We start from the raw sequence: 14,650 nt of genomic DNA on the forward strand, positions 1-14,650 counted from the left end.
TCCCCATGATCAGCTCAGAAACCATTCAGGACTACCTCGCCAGGCTCGCCGCCCGCCAGCCCACACCGGGCGGCGGGGCGGCTGCCGCGCTGCACGCAGCCCAGGGGGCGGCTCTGGTTGCCATGGTGGCCAGGTACACCACGGGGGCCAAGTTCGAGCAGCACGCCGGGCTCGTCGCACGGGTCACCAGCGCCGCCGACCACTTGGTGGAAGCGGCCCTGCGCCTTGCCGACGCCGATGAACACGCCTTCCAGGCGGTCATCGACTCCTACAAGCTCCCGTCCGACACGGACGAACTGAAGGGTGCACGCAAGGCAGCCATCCAGGCCGCCCTGGTGCAGGCAGCCCAAACCCCCGCGCAGCTCATCCGGGTTGCCGGCGAAGTAGTGGAACTCGCCAGCGACCTCCTGGACGCGGCGAACCCCAACGTCATCAGCGATGTTGCCGCAGCAGCGGATGCAGCCCGTGCCGCAGCCACGACAGCACGCGTCAACATCGACATCAACGTGGTGGCCATCAAGGACCCCGCCGCCCGCGCCCAGCTGGCCGGGGAGACCGACGGGCTTGAAGACAAAGTGGTCCTGGCGGCCGATTCCCTGGTCAAGCGCGTCCGCGAAAGGATTCTCTCGTGAGCACCAATGTGCTTTCCGGCAAGAAACTGGCCACACTCATCCAGCAAAAGGCCCAGGAACAGGCGCGGGGCCTGGAAAACAGCGGGTGCCATCCTGTCCTGGCCGTGGTTGTGGCCACGGACGACGAATCAACGCTCTGGTACGTCCGGTCCATTGAACGCGCGGCCGAACGACTGGGCATTGGATGCAGAATTATCGATCTTGGGCCCGAATCCACCGAAGACGTCCTGGCCAGCGTCCTGCGGGACCTCAGCGCCGAACCGTCGGTCAATGGAATCATCCTGCAAACGCCGCTGCCGGCGGGAGTGAAAGCTGATGCCCTGGTAGGGCTCATCGCTCCCGAAAAGGACATCGACGGCGCCAATCCCCTCAGCCTCGGCCGCCTCGCCGTCGGCCAACCCGCCTTCGCCCCGGCAACGGCGCAGGCCGTGGTTGAACTCCTGGAACACTTCCAGGTGCCCATCGCGGGCCGGAACGTGGCCGTCGTCGGGCGTTCCGCAGTGGTGGGCAAGCCGCTGGCGCTGCTGCTGTTGGAGCGGGACGCCACCGTCACTGTCTGCCATTCCAAGTCGGGGCCGCTGGAACGCTACACCCAGCCGGCCGACGTCGTGGTTGTTGCCGCAGGCCGGGCCGGACTGCTGAAAGGCAACCACCTCTCGCCGGAGACGGTAGTGGTCGACGTCGGAACCAACGTCCTGCCCGACGGCTCGCTGGTGGGGGACGTTGATGAAGCGAGCGTCACCGGTGTGGCAGCTGGGTTGACGCCCGTTCCCGGCGGCGTTGGTTCCGTCACCACCGCACTGTTGCTCCTGCATACCGTTGAGGCCGCAGGGCAGCAGAAACCCGCCCAACTGGCCGCCGCGACGTCTGCTGCCCGGACCTGAAGGGAACCCGCATGGCAACGAAAGCCCCCGAAGGAAACATCGACGAGTCGAAGCTGACCGTCACCAAACCCAAGACAAAGGCCGTCGGCATCCCCGCCGTCGCGAACGCACTGAAGATCTCCCTGGAACAAATGGGCCCGGTTCGCAGCGTCCAAACCCTGCTGGCCGTGAACCAACTGGACGGCTTCGACTGCATGGGCTGCGCGTGGCCCGAGCATGAGAAGCGCAACGCTGCGGAGTTCTGCGAGAACGGGGCGAAAGCCGTGGCCGAGGAAGCCACCCGCCGACGCGTCACTCCGGAATTCTTCGCCAAGTACTCCGTGGAAGAACTGAAAACCCGCGATGACTACTGGCTGGGACAGCAGGGCCGACTGACCCATCCCATGGTCCTCGAGGAAGGCGCCACCCACTACACGCCGATCAGCTGGGACGACGCTTACGAGCTGATGGCAGCCGAACTCAAAGGCATGGCGTCACCTGACGAGGCTGTTTTCTATACCTCGGGCCGGACTTCGAACGAGGCAGCCTTCGTGTACCAACTCCTGGTCCGAGGCATCGGCACCAACAACCTGCCGGACTGCTCCAACATGTGCCACGAGTCCTCAGGTTCCGCCCTGGTGGAAACCATCGGCATCGGGAAGGGCTCAGTCAGCCTCACTGACCTGGAAACGGCATCGTTGATCTTCGTTGCCGGGCAAAATCCGGGAACCAACCATCCCCGCATGCTCAGCGCATTGGAGAAGGCCAAGAGAAACGGCGCAGTCATCGTGTCCGTGAATCCGCTTCCCGAGGCGGGACTTCTGCACTTCGAGAACCCCCAGCATGTGGCCGGCATGGTGGTGGGCACCCAGCTGACCGATGATTTCCTCCAAATCCGCGCCGGTGGCGACCAGGCCCTTTTCCAGGGCCTGGGCAAGTACCTCCTGGAGGCCGAGACAGCGGGCCGCAACAGCCCGGGACTGGAAACCGTCCTTGACCACGCCTTCATCAATGACCACACGGTGGGCATCGACGAATACCTGCGCTTCCTGGAAAAGGTGGAATGGGAAGACATCGTGGAAGCCACGGGCCTCACCCTTGAGCAGCTCCACGCCACGGGCGAACGGCTGCTGGCCTCCGGCTCCACCATTGTCTGCTGGGCAATGGGCCTCACCCAGCACAAGCACTCAGTGCCAACGCTCAGGGACGTGGTGAACGTCCTGCTCCTCCAGGGAAACATCGGCAAACCCGGCGCCGGTGTTTGTCCCGTTCGAGGACACTCGAACGTGCAGGGCGACCGCACCATGGGCATCTTCGAAAAGATGCCGGAGGCGTTCCACGACCGCCTGGACCAGGAATTCGGGTTCCGCTCCCCCAGGGAACACGGCTATGACACAGTGGCAGCCATCCGCGCCATGCGCGATGGGAAGGTCCGCTTCTTCATGGGCATGGGCGGGAACTTCGTCCGTGCCGCCCCGGATTCGGAGGTGACCGAGCAAGCCCTGGCCAACACCCGGCTCACCGTCCAGATCTCGACCAAGTTGAACCACTCCCACCTGTCCACCGGCCGGCGGGCCCTGATTCTGCCGACCCTTGGACGGACCGAAAAGGACACCCAGCGGACCGGGGACCAGCGGGTCACGGTAGAAGATTCCATGAGTGCCGTCCACGCTTCACGGGGCAGGCTCAAGCCGGCCAGCGAGCACCTCCACTCCGAAGTTGCGATCGTCTGCAACCTCGCGGACAAGCTGTTCACCGATGGCCACCACCGACTGCCCAACACCCCCAAGGCCTCCTGGCTGGCCATGCGGGATGACTACACCCTCATCAGGCAACACATCGAGGCAGTCTTTGACGGCTTCGAAGACTTCGAAACCCGGATCCAGCACCCCGGCGGCTTTGTCCTTCCCCATCCTCCCCGCGATGCCCGGCAGTTCAATACAGCCTCCGGCAAAGCCCATTTCACGGGCAATGCGTTGGAGTACATCAAGGTGCCGCCGGGCAGGTTGGTCCTGCAGACCCTGCGCTCCCATGACCAGTACAACACCACCATTTACGGCAAGGACGACCGGTACCGCGGCATCCACGGCGGCCGGCGCGTGGTGCTGATCAACGCCGACGACATCAACGAGCTTGGTTTCGCGGACGGGGACATGGTCAACCTGGTCTCCGAGTTCCAAGGCACCGACCGGGTCGCGGAGAAGTTCAGGATTGTCTCCTACTCCACCCCGAAGGGTTGCGCGGCCGCGTACTATCCCGAAACCAACGTCCTGGTGCCCCTGGACTCGGTTGCAGACATCAGCGGAACACCGACATCCAAGTCAGTGATCATCAGGCTGGAACGAGCCGCCAGCCCATAAGCCCAGGACCGCCGCTGATCGGTTGCCTGTAAATGGTGCTTCGATGCCTGAAACCTGGGGAGGTATTTCCTCATCGAAGCACCGCTTTCGGGCAACCGGCCAGCCCCACATTTCCGCACCACCAAACGCCCTAAGGAGTGTCATGTCAGGAAACAGAGCAGTCGCCTACAAGGAACCCGGTGTCGTAGAAATCATCAATACCGACTACCCCACCTTCGAACTCAAGGACGGGCCAGGCGTCAATCCCGCCAATGTCGGCCGTAAGGTACCCCACGGCGTCATCCTGCGCACCGTGACCACCAACATCTGTGGTTCGGACCAGCACATGGTCCGCGGCCGGACCACCGCACCGAAAGACCTGGTCCTTGGCCACGAAATCACGGGCGAAGTGGTGGAGGTGGGCCCCGACGTCGAGTTCATCAAGGTGGGCGACATCGTCTCGGTGCCGTTCAACATTTCCTGTGGCCGCTGCCGGAACTGCAAGGAACAAAAGACCGGCATCTGCCTCAACGTGAACCCGGACCGGCCGGGCAGCGCCTACGGTTACGTGGACATGGGCGGCTGGGTGGGCGGACAGGCCGAGTATGTCCTGGTCCCTTACGCGGACTGGAACCTGCTGCGCTTCCCGGACCGTGACCAGGCCCTGGAGAAGATCATGGACCTGACCATGCTCTCGGACATCTTCCCCACCGGTTTCCACGGAGCCGTCACCGCCGGTGTGGGCGTTGGTTCCACGGTCTACGTGGCCGGCGCCGGTCCCGTGGGTATCGCCGCCGCCGTCGGCGCCCAACTGCTGGGGGCCGCCGTCGTCATTGTGGGCGATATGAACGAAGACCGCCTGGCCCAGGCACGCTCCTTCGGCTGCGAAACCGTCAACGTCTCCAAGGGCGACCCCAAGGACCAGATCGAACAGCTCCTCGGCGTGCCGGAAGTCGACTGCGGCGTGGATGCCGTGGGCTTCGAGGCCCGCGGACACGGCAAGGACGCATCGCATGAAGCGCCGGCCACGGTGCTGAACTCCCTGATGGACATCACGGCGGCCGGAGGCTCCCTGGGCATCCCCGGCCTCTACGTCACCGGTGATCCGGGCGGAATCGACGAGGCCGCCAAGCACGGATCGCTTTCGCTGTCCCTGGGCACCGGCTGGGCCAAATCCCTGTCCTTCACCACCGGCCAATGCCCCGTGATGAAGTACAACCGCCAGCTCATGATGGCGATCCTCCATGACAAGGTCCAGATCGCCAAGGCCGTGAACGCCAAGGCGATCCCGCTCGAGGACGCACCCCGCGGCTACGCCGAGTTCGACGCCGGAGCGGCAACAAAGTTCGTACTGAACCCCAACGGCTACGTGAAGAACTGAGTACGCACTCAACGGATGCCGGGGACGGCGCGGCAGTAATTACGGGAAGGCCGAGGAGTCCCCGGCATCCGTGCCCCATGAACGCACCCAGGAATCGGACGCCCATGCTTGCACCAGCGGATTCACCAGCCGGCCTCACGCGGCACCACGCCACCACGTGGGCCGAAGCACGGCAGTTGGCCTTCAGCTGTGCCACGCCGCTCCCCTCATGGAAGACCGAACTCGGCACGGCAATCGGATGCACCCTGGCCCGTGACGTCATTGCCCGACAGGATCTTCCCCACTACGCGTCGTCCGCCATGGACGGCTGGTCAGTCAACGGCGAAGGCCCCTGGACCATCACCACGGCCGGACGCCGGCTTTACTCCGGTGAAGCCAGTGTCATCGCAACCGGAGGACTGGTACCCGCCGGTGCTACAGGCGTGCTCCGCAAGGAAAGCGGTCACATATCCGGAGACGGGCGTCTTTCGCTCACTCCCCATGCAAACCCGGATGAGCTTCTCCCCGGCCGGCACATCCGACCGGCCGGCGAAGAGGCCAGTGCGGGTGATGTCCTCATACCCGCCGGGACCCGGCTCAATCCGGCACACCTTGCCCTCGCTGCAGTAGCCGGACACGATCACGTCCAGGTGCAGCGCAAGCCGCGGGTCGCCGTCGTCATGACGGGCTCGGAAGTGGTCACCTCCGGTGACCCGGCGCCCGGACAGGTGCGCGACGCTTTCGGTCCGCAGCTTGATGCGGTCATCCCGCAGTTGGGCGGGGTCGCGGTAGGGCAGCTGCGGATCGGCGACTCCTACGAGGAGTGGCTGGCTGCGCTCTCTGGCGGTGACGACGGCGGTGCTGACCGCCACCGGGCTGAGGTCACCATTACCACCGGCGGGACCGGCAAGTCCGGAACAGACCACTTCCGTGCTGCCGTCGCGGCGCTTGGTGGGCGGCTGCTGCTGGATGGGGTTGCCATGCGCCCGGGCCATCCTGCGGTGCTGGCGGAGCTACCGGACGGACACTTCATCCTGGGACTGCCGGGAAATCCGTTGGCCGCCATGTTGGCCCTTATGACCCTCGGTGAACCGCTCCTCGCTGCCTTGGGAAGGCAATCCCTCCAAGAGCCCACACCTATGCTCTCCGGCGTCGACATCGAACCCGCCCCGGGAAAAACCCGCCTCATACCGTGCAGCGTCATCCACGGACTGGTGTTTCCTGCCGCCCATGCCGGCCCCGGGATGATGCGCGGGCTTGCCTGGGCCGATGGGTATATGGCCGTCCCACCTGAAGGTACAGCCGCTGGCGGGCAGGTTCCCGTCCTTCCCCTGCCGTGGAGCCGCTTGCCGGGATAGTGCAATCGGCTAGGTGTTGCACTCACCGCAAGAACCCAAGGACCGGTAAGCGTTTATCGTTAATGGCATGACACGACGACGCGGCTCGACAAGCCGGGGCTTCCGAGTCCCAGGCATTTCCGTGGCCGCCTTATGCGCATCAGCTGTCGTTCTCGTCCTTACTGGCTGCTCCCTCGCTGCCAGCAGTCCCGTGGATTTGAAGTCTCCACAACCGAAACCACCCCAGGATGCGGCGCATCCGGTGCACGGCTCGATTGCCCCCGAACATATCGTCATCATCGGTGATTCTCTCAGCACCGGATATGGGACCAGCCCGGAGGAAGCCTGGCCCCGCCTCCTTCGGCATGAACTCCATGCAGCCTCCGTGCCGGCGAAGATCACCAATGAGGCTCAAAACGGCGCGGGCTACCTTACCCTCGGCGACGAAGACGCCACCTTTGCCTCACAGATCAGCGGATCCGTTAACGCATCGACGGACGTCGTTGTGCTCTTTGGTTCGGACAACGACGCAGGCCAAGACCCCGCAGAGCTACGCGCCGCTCTTACGGATGCCCTCGGGGAAATAACGACGTTGGCTCCCCACGCCAGGCAAATCATGATCGGCCCGCTGACCGGCTTCGACGCCCTCGAATCGGACGTCGCCATGATTCGTGATCAGGAACAGGCAGCAGCCCGCGACGCCGGCGCCGAATTTATCGACCCCGTCGCCGAACAATGGGTCGCTGGGCCGGACTCCCCACTGTTGGGTCCGGACGGAGAACACCCCAGCAGCGCAGGACAGCAATTCCTGGCCGGGAAAATCAGGACGTTGCTGGACCAGCACCGGGTCTCATCGACGGGCTAGGCGAGGGCCGGGCTGACCATCAGCGCACACGGGTTACACGTCCCCCTAGCGGGCACTCTGTAGGCAACACCACTCATAATAAGCAACGGACTTTGTCAAAGCCAATTGATATATCAATACGCCACAAAAGATGTAAAAGTCTTGACTTTGACGTGTGACGAAGCGCACTCTGTTGCTTACCGCGAACGTTGTTGATTCATGCGGAACGATCCCTACCTCCGGACGCACACCCACGGGGCGTGCATCAACGCAAACCCATGACTCGCCGAGTAAAGGACCCGCTCATGGCTACAAACAGTGACACAAAATCCTTAGTCCCCGAGGATTTACCTGCCAACGCAGCACCCGACCCCGTCCACGTGGAGATCACTGTCTCCCCCGATGCAACAGCCCTCAACGATGAGGACGGAGGCGCAGCAGCTCTCCCGGATTCCGAAGAATACGAACAGATCCTGGTAGAACTGCGCAACGCCAAGACCGAGCAGGCCGTTTCGGCCCGCCGGAACCAGAAACTTACCCTCGACAAAGTCACCTTCGGAATCACGGGCGCCATCGCCGTCGCCTTCGTGATCTGGGGCTTCGTGGGACGCGACAGCCTTTCGGAAACTTCCAAGGGCGCCCTCAACTGGGTCATGGAATACACCGGCTGGCTCTTCATGGTGCTTGCATCATTGTTTGTTGTTTTCGTGCTGTGGCTGGCCCTTGGCAAGTTCGGCAACATCCCGCTGGGCAAGGACGGTGAGAAGCCGGAATTCCGCACGGTCTCCTGGGTAGCCATGATGTTCGCCGCGGGCATGGGCATCGGCCTTATGTTCTACGGTGTCGCCGAGCCGCTCTACCACTACATCTCACCGCCGCCCGGAACTGTGGACGGCCGCACCCCTGCCGCCATCCAGACCGCCATGGCCACCTCGATCTTCCACTGGACCCTCCACCCCTGGGCCATGTACGCAGTGGTGGGCATCGCCATGGCCTACGGGACGTACCGCTTGGGCCGCAAGCAACTGGTCTCTGCTGCGTTCACCTCGCTGTTCGGGATCCGGATGGTGGAAGGGCCCGTTGGCAAGTTCATCAACATCCTGGCCATCTTCGCCACGCTGTTCGGAACCGCCGCGTCCCTCGGCCTCGGTGCCCTCCAGATCGGCAGCGGCATGACGTCCAACGGCTGGCTCGGTGAAGTCGGCACTCCTGTGCTGGTGGTCATTGTGGCTATCCTGACCTTCTGCTTCGTGGCATCGGCCGTCTCCGGCATCAGCCGCGGAATCCAGTGGCTGTCCAACATCAACATGGTTCTTGCCGTGGTGCTGGCCCTCATCGTCTTTGTTGCCGGCCCCACCCTTTTCATCCTCAACCTGATCCCTTCCGCCATCGGCGACTACGCCCGCGACCTTGCCGAAATGTCATCCCGGACAGAAGCCGTGGGCGACGACGCATTGCGCAGTTGGATGACCAGCTGGACCATCTTCTACTGGGCCTGGTGGATCTCCTGGACGCCCTTCGTTGGCCTGTTCATCGCACGCATCAGCCGGGGCCGCACCATCCGCCAATTCGTTACCGGCGTGCTGCTGGTCCCCAGCGTTGTCAGCGTGATCTGGTTCGGCATCTTCGGCGGGGCTGCGTTCAACATCCAACAGGAAGCGGACAAGGCCGGCACACCCGGGCTGGTAACCACCACCAACGGGGTCCCCTCCGTCAACTTCGACGGCGCTCTCTTCGACCTGGTCAAGAACCTCGGAATGCCCGGATGGGCCACAGCCGCTGTCATTGTCCTGGCCATGGTGCTCGTAGCTATCTTCTTCATCACCGGAGCCGACGCGGCTTCGATCGTCATGGGTTCGCTCAGCTCCAACGGGGCTGAGCACCCGCGACGCGCCGTCGTCATCTTCTGGGGAAGCCTCACTGGCGCTGTTGCCGCCGTCATGCTCTTGGCCGGTGGTGACGAGCCATCGGAGGCTTTGGCCGGATTGCAAAGAGTCACCATCGTGGCCGCGCTGCCGTTCGTGATCGTCATGCTGTTGCTCTGTTTCGCACTGACCAAGGACCTGAGGCGCGATCCCCTGTCGCTGCACAAGCGCTTGGCCACGTCCGTGGTGGAACGCGCCATCCGCACGGGTGTGGAGCAACACGGCGGTGTCCAGTTCGACCTCGTCACCAAGCATGAGTGCGCGGAGAGCTGTGCCGAGTCTCGGACGGATCACACGCACCAGTAGAGTCCTCCTGAACCAACAACAAAGCAGGCGCCGGATCCCGGCGCCTGCTCTTGTTTGGACTGCTGTAGCGTCAAGGCCTACTTGGGCATCAGTACCGAATCAACCAGGTAAACCGTTGCGTTGGCGGTGTGAACGCCACCGCAGATCACGTTGGCTCCGTTAACCGTGAGGGCGTCCTTGGTTCCGGCTACGGTCACTTCGCCACCCTGGACAGTCTTGTGGGTGCCGGCGATCTTGTCCGGGCTCAGCTGGCCGGGGACTACGTGGTAGGTGAGGATCTTGCTCAGCAGGGCGTCGTCCGTCTTGAGCGTTTCGATCGTTGCGGGATCGATCTTGGCGAACGCGTCGTCAACCGGTGCGAACACCGTGAATTCGCTGCCGTTCAGGGTGGAAACCAGGTCCACCTTGGGGTTGAGCTTGCCCGAAACAGCGGCGGTCAGCGTCTTCAGCAGCGGGTTGTTGGACGCAGCTACCGCTACCGGGTCCTGGGCCATGCCCGTAACGGAGCCGGAACCACTCGGTACCTGAGCCGCGTAACCGGCGCAGCCGGGACCAACCAAGTCACGGGCCGGATCCATGGCGGTGCTGGCCATGGCCGAGGACGATGGCGACGGTGCCATCGAAGAAGGAGCCGCGGATGACGGCGCGGCAGCCGACGAAGAAGCGGGGGTGCTGGAGGTGCTTGAACCACCACAGGCCGTGAGTCCGAGAAGGGCGGCTGCAGTGAGGCCAACGAAGGCGAGGGCGGGGCGCTTTGTGGACAACATGTCATTCTCCTTGTTTTTGGAACCAGGGCGTTGGATCCATTCGGTAGTGGGACACGGGCGGCCCGGCGTTGCATCTGCGCCACCGGCTTGTTTGTGTCTCACCAGCTATTCGGAGGGTGGGGCTGGGTGGATGGGTGCGGATTGAAAAAGTTTTTTATTCGGTCTCAGCCCGGTCTCTGTATGGCGGGCGCGGGCTTGGTTACGGAAGCAGCGTCCGACGCCGGTACTCGCCGCAGGCGCGAAGGCTGCGGCCCGCGGTGCACGCCGCCGATTGCATCGGCTATCCCGCGAAAACATCCGAATCAGGATGAGGCGGGTTCTCTCACGTATTTCCGGTCGCCCCGCTCAAGTGCCGATAAGGGATCTTATGTAAAGTGAGGATGCATCGGGGCCCCCCTCAGGCACCAGTCATACCCGCGGTGTGGATCTCCTTAAGATCCTGCACTGTTTCATGGCAGCGACGACAGGATTCCCTGTGAGGCCGGACAGAGTCAGTTGACCACGATGTTATGTGAAGCAATTTGTTAATGCTCAACCCACGCCCCTCAGCCGGAACCAATTTGCAGGCCGACACCCCTCACTAGTTCGTTTTGCGAAACTGGGTCTGCAGTGCGGTAACCGACCATGACCTCATAGGGACCGTCCTCCCCGGGGATGTTTGGCACTTCGTAGCTCAGGACGCAGGTTTCACCGACTAGCTTCCCAGAAACGATGCTTCCGGTGAGGACTAGTTTCGATGCGGTCGTAATCGTCGCCTTGCTGTCTCCGGACAGGTCCTTCATTAGGCTGCCTGGGTGGATGCTGCACTCATTTTTGCTGCCGAGCTTGAGTTTCTGTATGCCTGGCTTTAGCGGTGTGGTCACATGCATTTCAATGCGGCCGGTGAACAGCGTAGGAGCTTTGACGATTGTTCCCCCGAGCTTCTCTTGTACGGCCTTTTCTCTCCCGCCGCTGGCCCACACAATCCAGTTAGGCCCTTCGACGATGACAGAGCTGGCATCGGTTGGATTTTTCGCTTTGACTTCCCGCTGTGTCTGCGCGTTAGTGAAGACTCCCAGAATTGCTCGATCCCCACATGTGTCCTGGTCCCAGCCACTCTTGGCCGAGTTTCCGGTTCCCTTCCCGCAATCAACTTCCACGACAGTTTTCACGGCACGCCCTAGCTCTTCGACAGTTCCGTAGGTCGCGTCCTTTTTCACTGGAGAACCACAGGATGTGACAGTCAAGGCCAAGGCAACAGTTACTACTGCTGTCTTCTTCAATTCGCCCCCACGAGCATGATTGCCTCCGGCCCAGCGCCGATATGCTTCCTTAGCCTAGACGGAAACCGGCAATTTTTGTTGGCGGGCCATTAGGACCTTGGGGCGAGAGCCCTAACCGTACCGCCTTCGCATCTCTTCTAACGGAGCCTTGTTTCCCTCCGCATAACTTGCGGCCGACTAGGTGACAATCTAGAGGAAAGCTTCGGGCATGAGCGCCGTCGTAGCCTCCCTGGCGGCAAACTGAAAGGTACAGCAGAAATGAATGAGGAAACCCCTGCTTCATCCGCGGACGATACTCTTGTCCCAACTGATCGAGCCGATATTGTTCCACTTCCGTGGGCGTCTCGAATTTCTGCAATGCCATATATGCCGGGTGGTGGCAAAAACCAGATACAAACGCTGGAGACCTTGTTGGCCGCGGTGGATTCCAACGATGGTCTTGCTACGGCCGAAGTCGACTTGGGCGATGGGGTTCACCGGTCCTTACGTGAGGCGGTGAAGCAAATCGCACCGGCAGGCTTCGTAACCCACTTGGACCGCGATCATCTCGTGGTGTCGGATGAGGCGCGGGTTTGGTTGTCTTCCCGTGATCCGAGGGACTTGCTCGCTATCTTCCACCGGCACGTGCGGTTTGTTGGCGAGCTCCTTCACACATTCGCGGCTGGGCACAAAACGGTGCGTGAACTCACGGATGAGGCCACAACCAGGTATCAGCTGCAGTGGTCCACTCTGGATCAAGTGAGAAGGCGCATCACTTGGATGTCAGCCATGGGGCTTGTGGAGTACAAGACGAATACGCTCATTGGGCTGACTGCGACCGGACTCGAGGCTACTTCCTCACTGCGGGTAGGAGGGCCCGAGCAGATTCTTGAATCAATGGCTACGGCAGTCACGCTGCCTGAGGCGCCTGAAATAATCGCCGCCCTTCTTAAGCAGTTATCGCCGGACGAGTTAGCTGCCCGAAACCCTGTCCTCGGCTACATACCCAGGGGGAACGGCGAGACGGATTTGGTGCAGTCGCTTTATCTTCTGGTAAACGCAGCATCTCCAAGCATCTCAAGAGCAGACCTTCTCGCATTTGCTCAGAAGTCATTTGGTGTTTCAGAGAGTTCCTTCAGCGCTGTCATGACAACTCTGAATAAATCAGGCCTCCTCGAACAGGTTGGCTTCAATATCTACTCCCCGTCCGGACCCGCAGCCGCGTGGCTAGAGAGTCAGAGCACTCTAGATCTCGTACTTCTACTACACCGCAGATATTTGTTCATGCTCGAAATCCTTCCCATGCTGGCAGAGTTCGATAAAGCCCCGGATCTAGCCCGAGCCGCATACGAGCACTATGGGATGGCCAGGGTAGATGTGGGCGGAGTACGAACACGGTTGCAGCTCCTAAAGGCAGCTGGGCTCATCGCGGAGAGGGCTAACTGGAGGTACCAGCCGACGCCTTTGGGGGAACGACTGGCACTCGAAGTCCCCCTCCAAGCTGTCTTAGAAGAGGACACTGGTAGCGGCCGTGATGCTGGTGCAAGGGGGCCCGGCGACTCGCTTGCTAACACTCTCTCGCTCGAGCTCGAGGCGGCGGCCATAGCAGGAGAAACCCCGATCCGATTGGAGAAAGCTGTTGCGGATGCCTTTTCGTATCTAGGCTTTGAGGCGAGGCACATCGGGGGCGGAGGCAAGACTGACGTACTTGCCACCGTGGAGGATTCAAATGGAAACCCCGTGAGGGTAATCCTGGATGCGAAGGCTGCCCGAAGCGGGACCGTTAATGAAGGGGCTGTTTCCTTTGACACTCTTTCGGAGCACAAGGAGAAGCATCAGGCAGACTTCGTAGCACTCGTGGGACCGGGTTTCGATGGTGGACGTGTCCGTGCACGAGCCGAACAGAACGGCGTTGCCCTCATCACTGTGGCGGAGCTTTGTCGAGCGCTTCGCCGGCAGGAGATTACCCCCAGGTCAGCTGCCACCTTCCTGAATCTCGTGGACGCACGGTCCGGTGCCCGCAAGGATTTAGAAAGTGGGTGGTCTCAAGCGGAGCGACGAATCACGCTGTTGTCCCAGGTAGTCGCAGTTCTCGCACATGAGGCTCGTGTAGCTGACGAAGTCACCCTCGGCGCTCTGTCAGCCGAACAGATCTACCTCATTGTCAGAGACGAAATCGACCCCCGGCCCTCCACGAGGGACATTGAGGAGGTTCTGCAGTTGCTTGAACACCCTCTAATTGCTTCGACCATCCGCTCAAGCGGAGCTGCGGGCAGGTCCAGCTATCGTCTAGTGGATGCACCGGGACTCGTAGCTGCCAAGGTGACCGCTTTGGGACGAAGCATCGCCGTCGTCGACGTGGAGAGTTAGGTTGGACCTGTCCCTAAGAATGCTTGATCAAAAATACGCCTCCCGCACTTCCCCACGAGCAGCACAGTTCACCGATAGCCTGCGTTATGTAATCTAGAACAGTGATCATTGCATCGGACGCACGATCACCCCTCCTCCGTCCACGGCCACCAGGTATCGCGTCACTTGAAGTCGAAATGCGCCTCTGACCTGCGGATATGCCCTACGAATGGTCGTCCGGGGTCTGGTCCCGCTATCCAAAAATCCAAGCGACGCGGATAGTGACTGACACCATCGGAATCGATCGATAGGCACTCCCTCGAGATCTTCGATCTGGAACGGGGGCGGGCCTCTCCGAAGGGCCCGACTAATGGAGGCAATGGTGGCAACAAAGAAAGAACTGCAGCGGAGGCTTCAACGCATCCTCCGCTGGTTCCTTCCAGTAACGATCATCATGCTGATCTCCACCGCCCTAAGTCTCGTTGGTGTCGATTCGGAGCCATGGCTCTGGACTCGGAGCATTCTCTTTGGAATCGCCGCCGTCGTGTTCTGCGTCCAGATCACTAGATTCTCGCTATGGCAGCGGGACGAGTACTGGCGGGAAAAAGGACGGGATCCTAAGCATCCGGACCGCTTCCCCTCGCGTGACTCTGCTGAATAGTTCCAAATCGAATAATGCTGGTTACC

10 protein-coding genes are annotated in these 14,650 nt (G+C 61.8%); 8 read left to right on the plus strand and 2 right to left on the minus strand.

The annotated features are described in order from the left end of the window. Nucleotides 1–5 precede the first annotated feature (5 nt). The 7 genes from NEK97_RS11800 to NEK97_RS11830 all read left to right on the plus strand — a co-directional run bounded on the left by NEK97_RS11800 (nucleotide 6) and on the right by NEK97_RS11830 (nucleotide 9,606). The gene (locus NEK97_RS11800; RefSeq protein ID WP_257370113.1) at nucleotides 6–632 is read left to right on the plus strand and encodes a cyclodeaminase/cyclohydrolase family protein; all 627 of its coding nucleotides are present in this window, start codon (nucleotides 6–8) and stop codon (nucleotides 630–632) included. Next, entirely contained in the window at nucleotides 629–1,516 is an 888-nt protein-coding gene (locus tag NEK97_RS11805) for a bifunctional 5,10-methylenetetrahydrofolate dehydrogenase/5,10-methenyltetrahydrofolate cyclohydrolase (RefSeq protein ID WP_257370114.1), read from the plus strand. Before NEK97_RS11800 ends, NEK97_RS11805 begins: the two co-directional genes overlap by 4 nt. 11 nt (nucleotides 1,517–1,527) lie before the next feature. Further along, nucleotides 1,528–3,855: an FdhF/YdeP family oxidoreductase gene (locus NEK97_RS11810; RefSeq protein ID WP_257370115.1), complete on the plus strand. Its 2,328-nt coding sequence runs from the start codon at nucleotides 1,528–1,530 to the stop codon at nucleotides 3,853–3,855. 142 nt (nucleotides 3,856–3,997) lie between these two features. After that, nucleotides 3,998–5,215: a formaldehyde dehydrogenase, glutathione-independent gene (fdhA, locus tag NEK97_RS11815; protein ID WP_257370116.1), complete on the plus strand. Its 1,218-nt coding sequence runs from the start codon at nucleotides 3,998–4,000 to the stop codon at nucleotides 5,213–5,215. Between the two features lie 104 nt (nucleotides 5,216–5,319). Further along, nucleotides 5,320–6,552 carry a molybdopterin molybdotransferase MoeA gene (locus NEK97_RS11820; protein ID WP_257370117.1) on the plus strand — a complete coding sequence of 411 codons (1,233 nt, stop codon included), beginning with the start codon at nucleotides 5,320–5,322 and terminating at the stop codon, nucleotides 6,550–6,552. A 241-nt stretch (nucleotides 6,553–6,793) separates the two neighbouring features. Next, nucleotides 6,794–7,396: an SGNH/GDSL hydrolase family protein gene (locus NEK97_RS11825; protein WP_257370118.1), complete on the plus strand. Its 603-nt coding sequence runs from the start codon at nucleotides 6,794–6,796 to the stop codon at nucleotides 7,394–7,396. Between the two features lie 284 nt (nucleotides 7,397–7,680). After that, entirely contained in the window at nucleotides 7,681–9,606 is a 1,926-nt protein-coding gene (locus NEK97_RS11830) for a BCCT family transporter (protein ID WP_257370119.1), read from the plus strand. A 77-nt stretch (nucleotides 9,607–9,683) separates the two neighbouring features. On the opposite strand, the gene NEK97_RS11835 is transcribed toward NEK97_RS11830, so the two are convergent. Beyond that, complete coding sequence (locus NEK97_RS11835) at nucleotides 9,684–10,373, minus strand: fasciclin domain-containing protein (RefSeq protein WP_257370120.1); 690 nt, start codon at nucleotides 10,371–10,373, stop codon at nucleotides 9,684–9,686. A 545-nt stretch (nucleotides 10,374–10,918) separates the two neighbouring features. Continuing rightward, the gene (locus tag NEK97_RS11840) at nucleotides 10,919–11,635 is read right to left on the minus strand and encodes a hypothetical protein (protein WP_257370121.1); all 717 of its coding nucleotides are present in this window, start codon (nucleotides 11,633–11,635) and stop codon (nucleotides 10,919–10,921) included. Nucleotides 11,636–11,893: 258 nt separating this feature from the next. Here NEK97_RS11840 and NEK97_RS11845 point away from each other — a divergent pair, with 258 nt between their 5' ends. Then, a complete protein-coding gene (locus NEK97_RS11845; protein ID WP_257370122.1) occupies nucleotides 11,894–13,984 on the plus strand; it encodes a restriction endonuclease in 2,091 nt (696 codons plus the stop codon). The last annotated feature ends 666 nt before the right edge of the window (nucleotides 13,985–14,650 follow it).

The sequence above is a fragment of the Paenarthrobacter sp. UW852 genome (assembly GCF_024608385.1).
Classification (GTDB): domain Bacteria; phylum Actinomycetota; class Actinomycetes; order Actinomycetales; family Micrococcaceae; genus Arthrobacter.

Excerpts from the sequence above, each read along its gene's own strand:
- NEK97_RS11800 (WP_257370113.1), top strand. The coding sequence starts at position 6 with ATGATCAGCTCAGAAACCATTCAGGACTACCTCGCCAGGCTCGCCGCC.
- NEK97_RS11810 (WP_257370115.1), top strand. The coding sequence starts at position 1,528 with ATGGCAACGAAAGCCCCCGAAGGAAACATCGACGAGTCGAAGCTGACC.
- fdhA (WP_257370116.1), top strand. The coding sequence starts at position 3,998 with ATGTCAGGAAACAGAGCAGTCGCCTACAAGGAACCCGGTGTCGTAGAA.
- NEK97_RS11820 (WP_257370117.1), top strand. The coding sequence starts at position 5,320 with ATGCTTGCACCAGCGGATTCACCAGCCGGCCTCACGCGGCACCACGCC.
- NEK97_RS11830 (WP_257370119.1), top strand. The coding sequence starts at position 7,681 with ATGGCTACAAACAGTGACACAAAATCCTTAGTCCCCGAGGATTTACCT.
- NEK97_RS11835 (WP_257370120.1), bottom strand. The coding sequence starts at position 10,373 with ATGTTGTCCACAAAGCGCCCCGCCCTCGCCTTCGTTGGCCTCACTGCA.
- NEK97_RS11845 (WP_257370122.1), top strand. The coding sequence starts at position 11,894 with ATGAATGAGGAAACCCCTGCTTCATCCGCGGACGATACTCTTGTCCCA.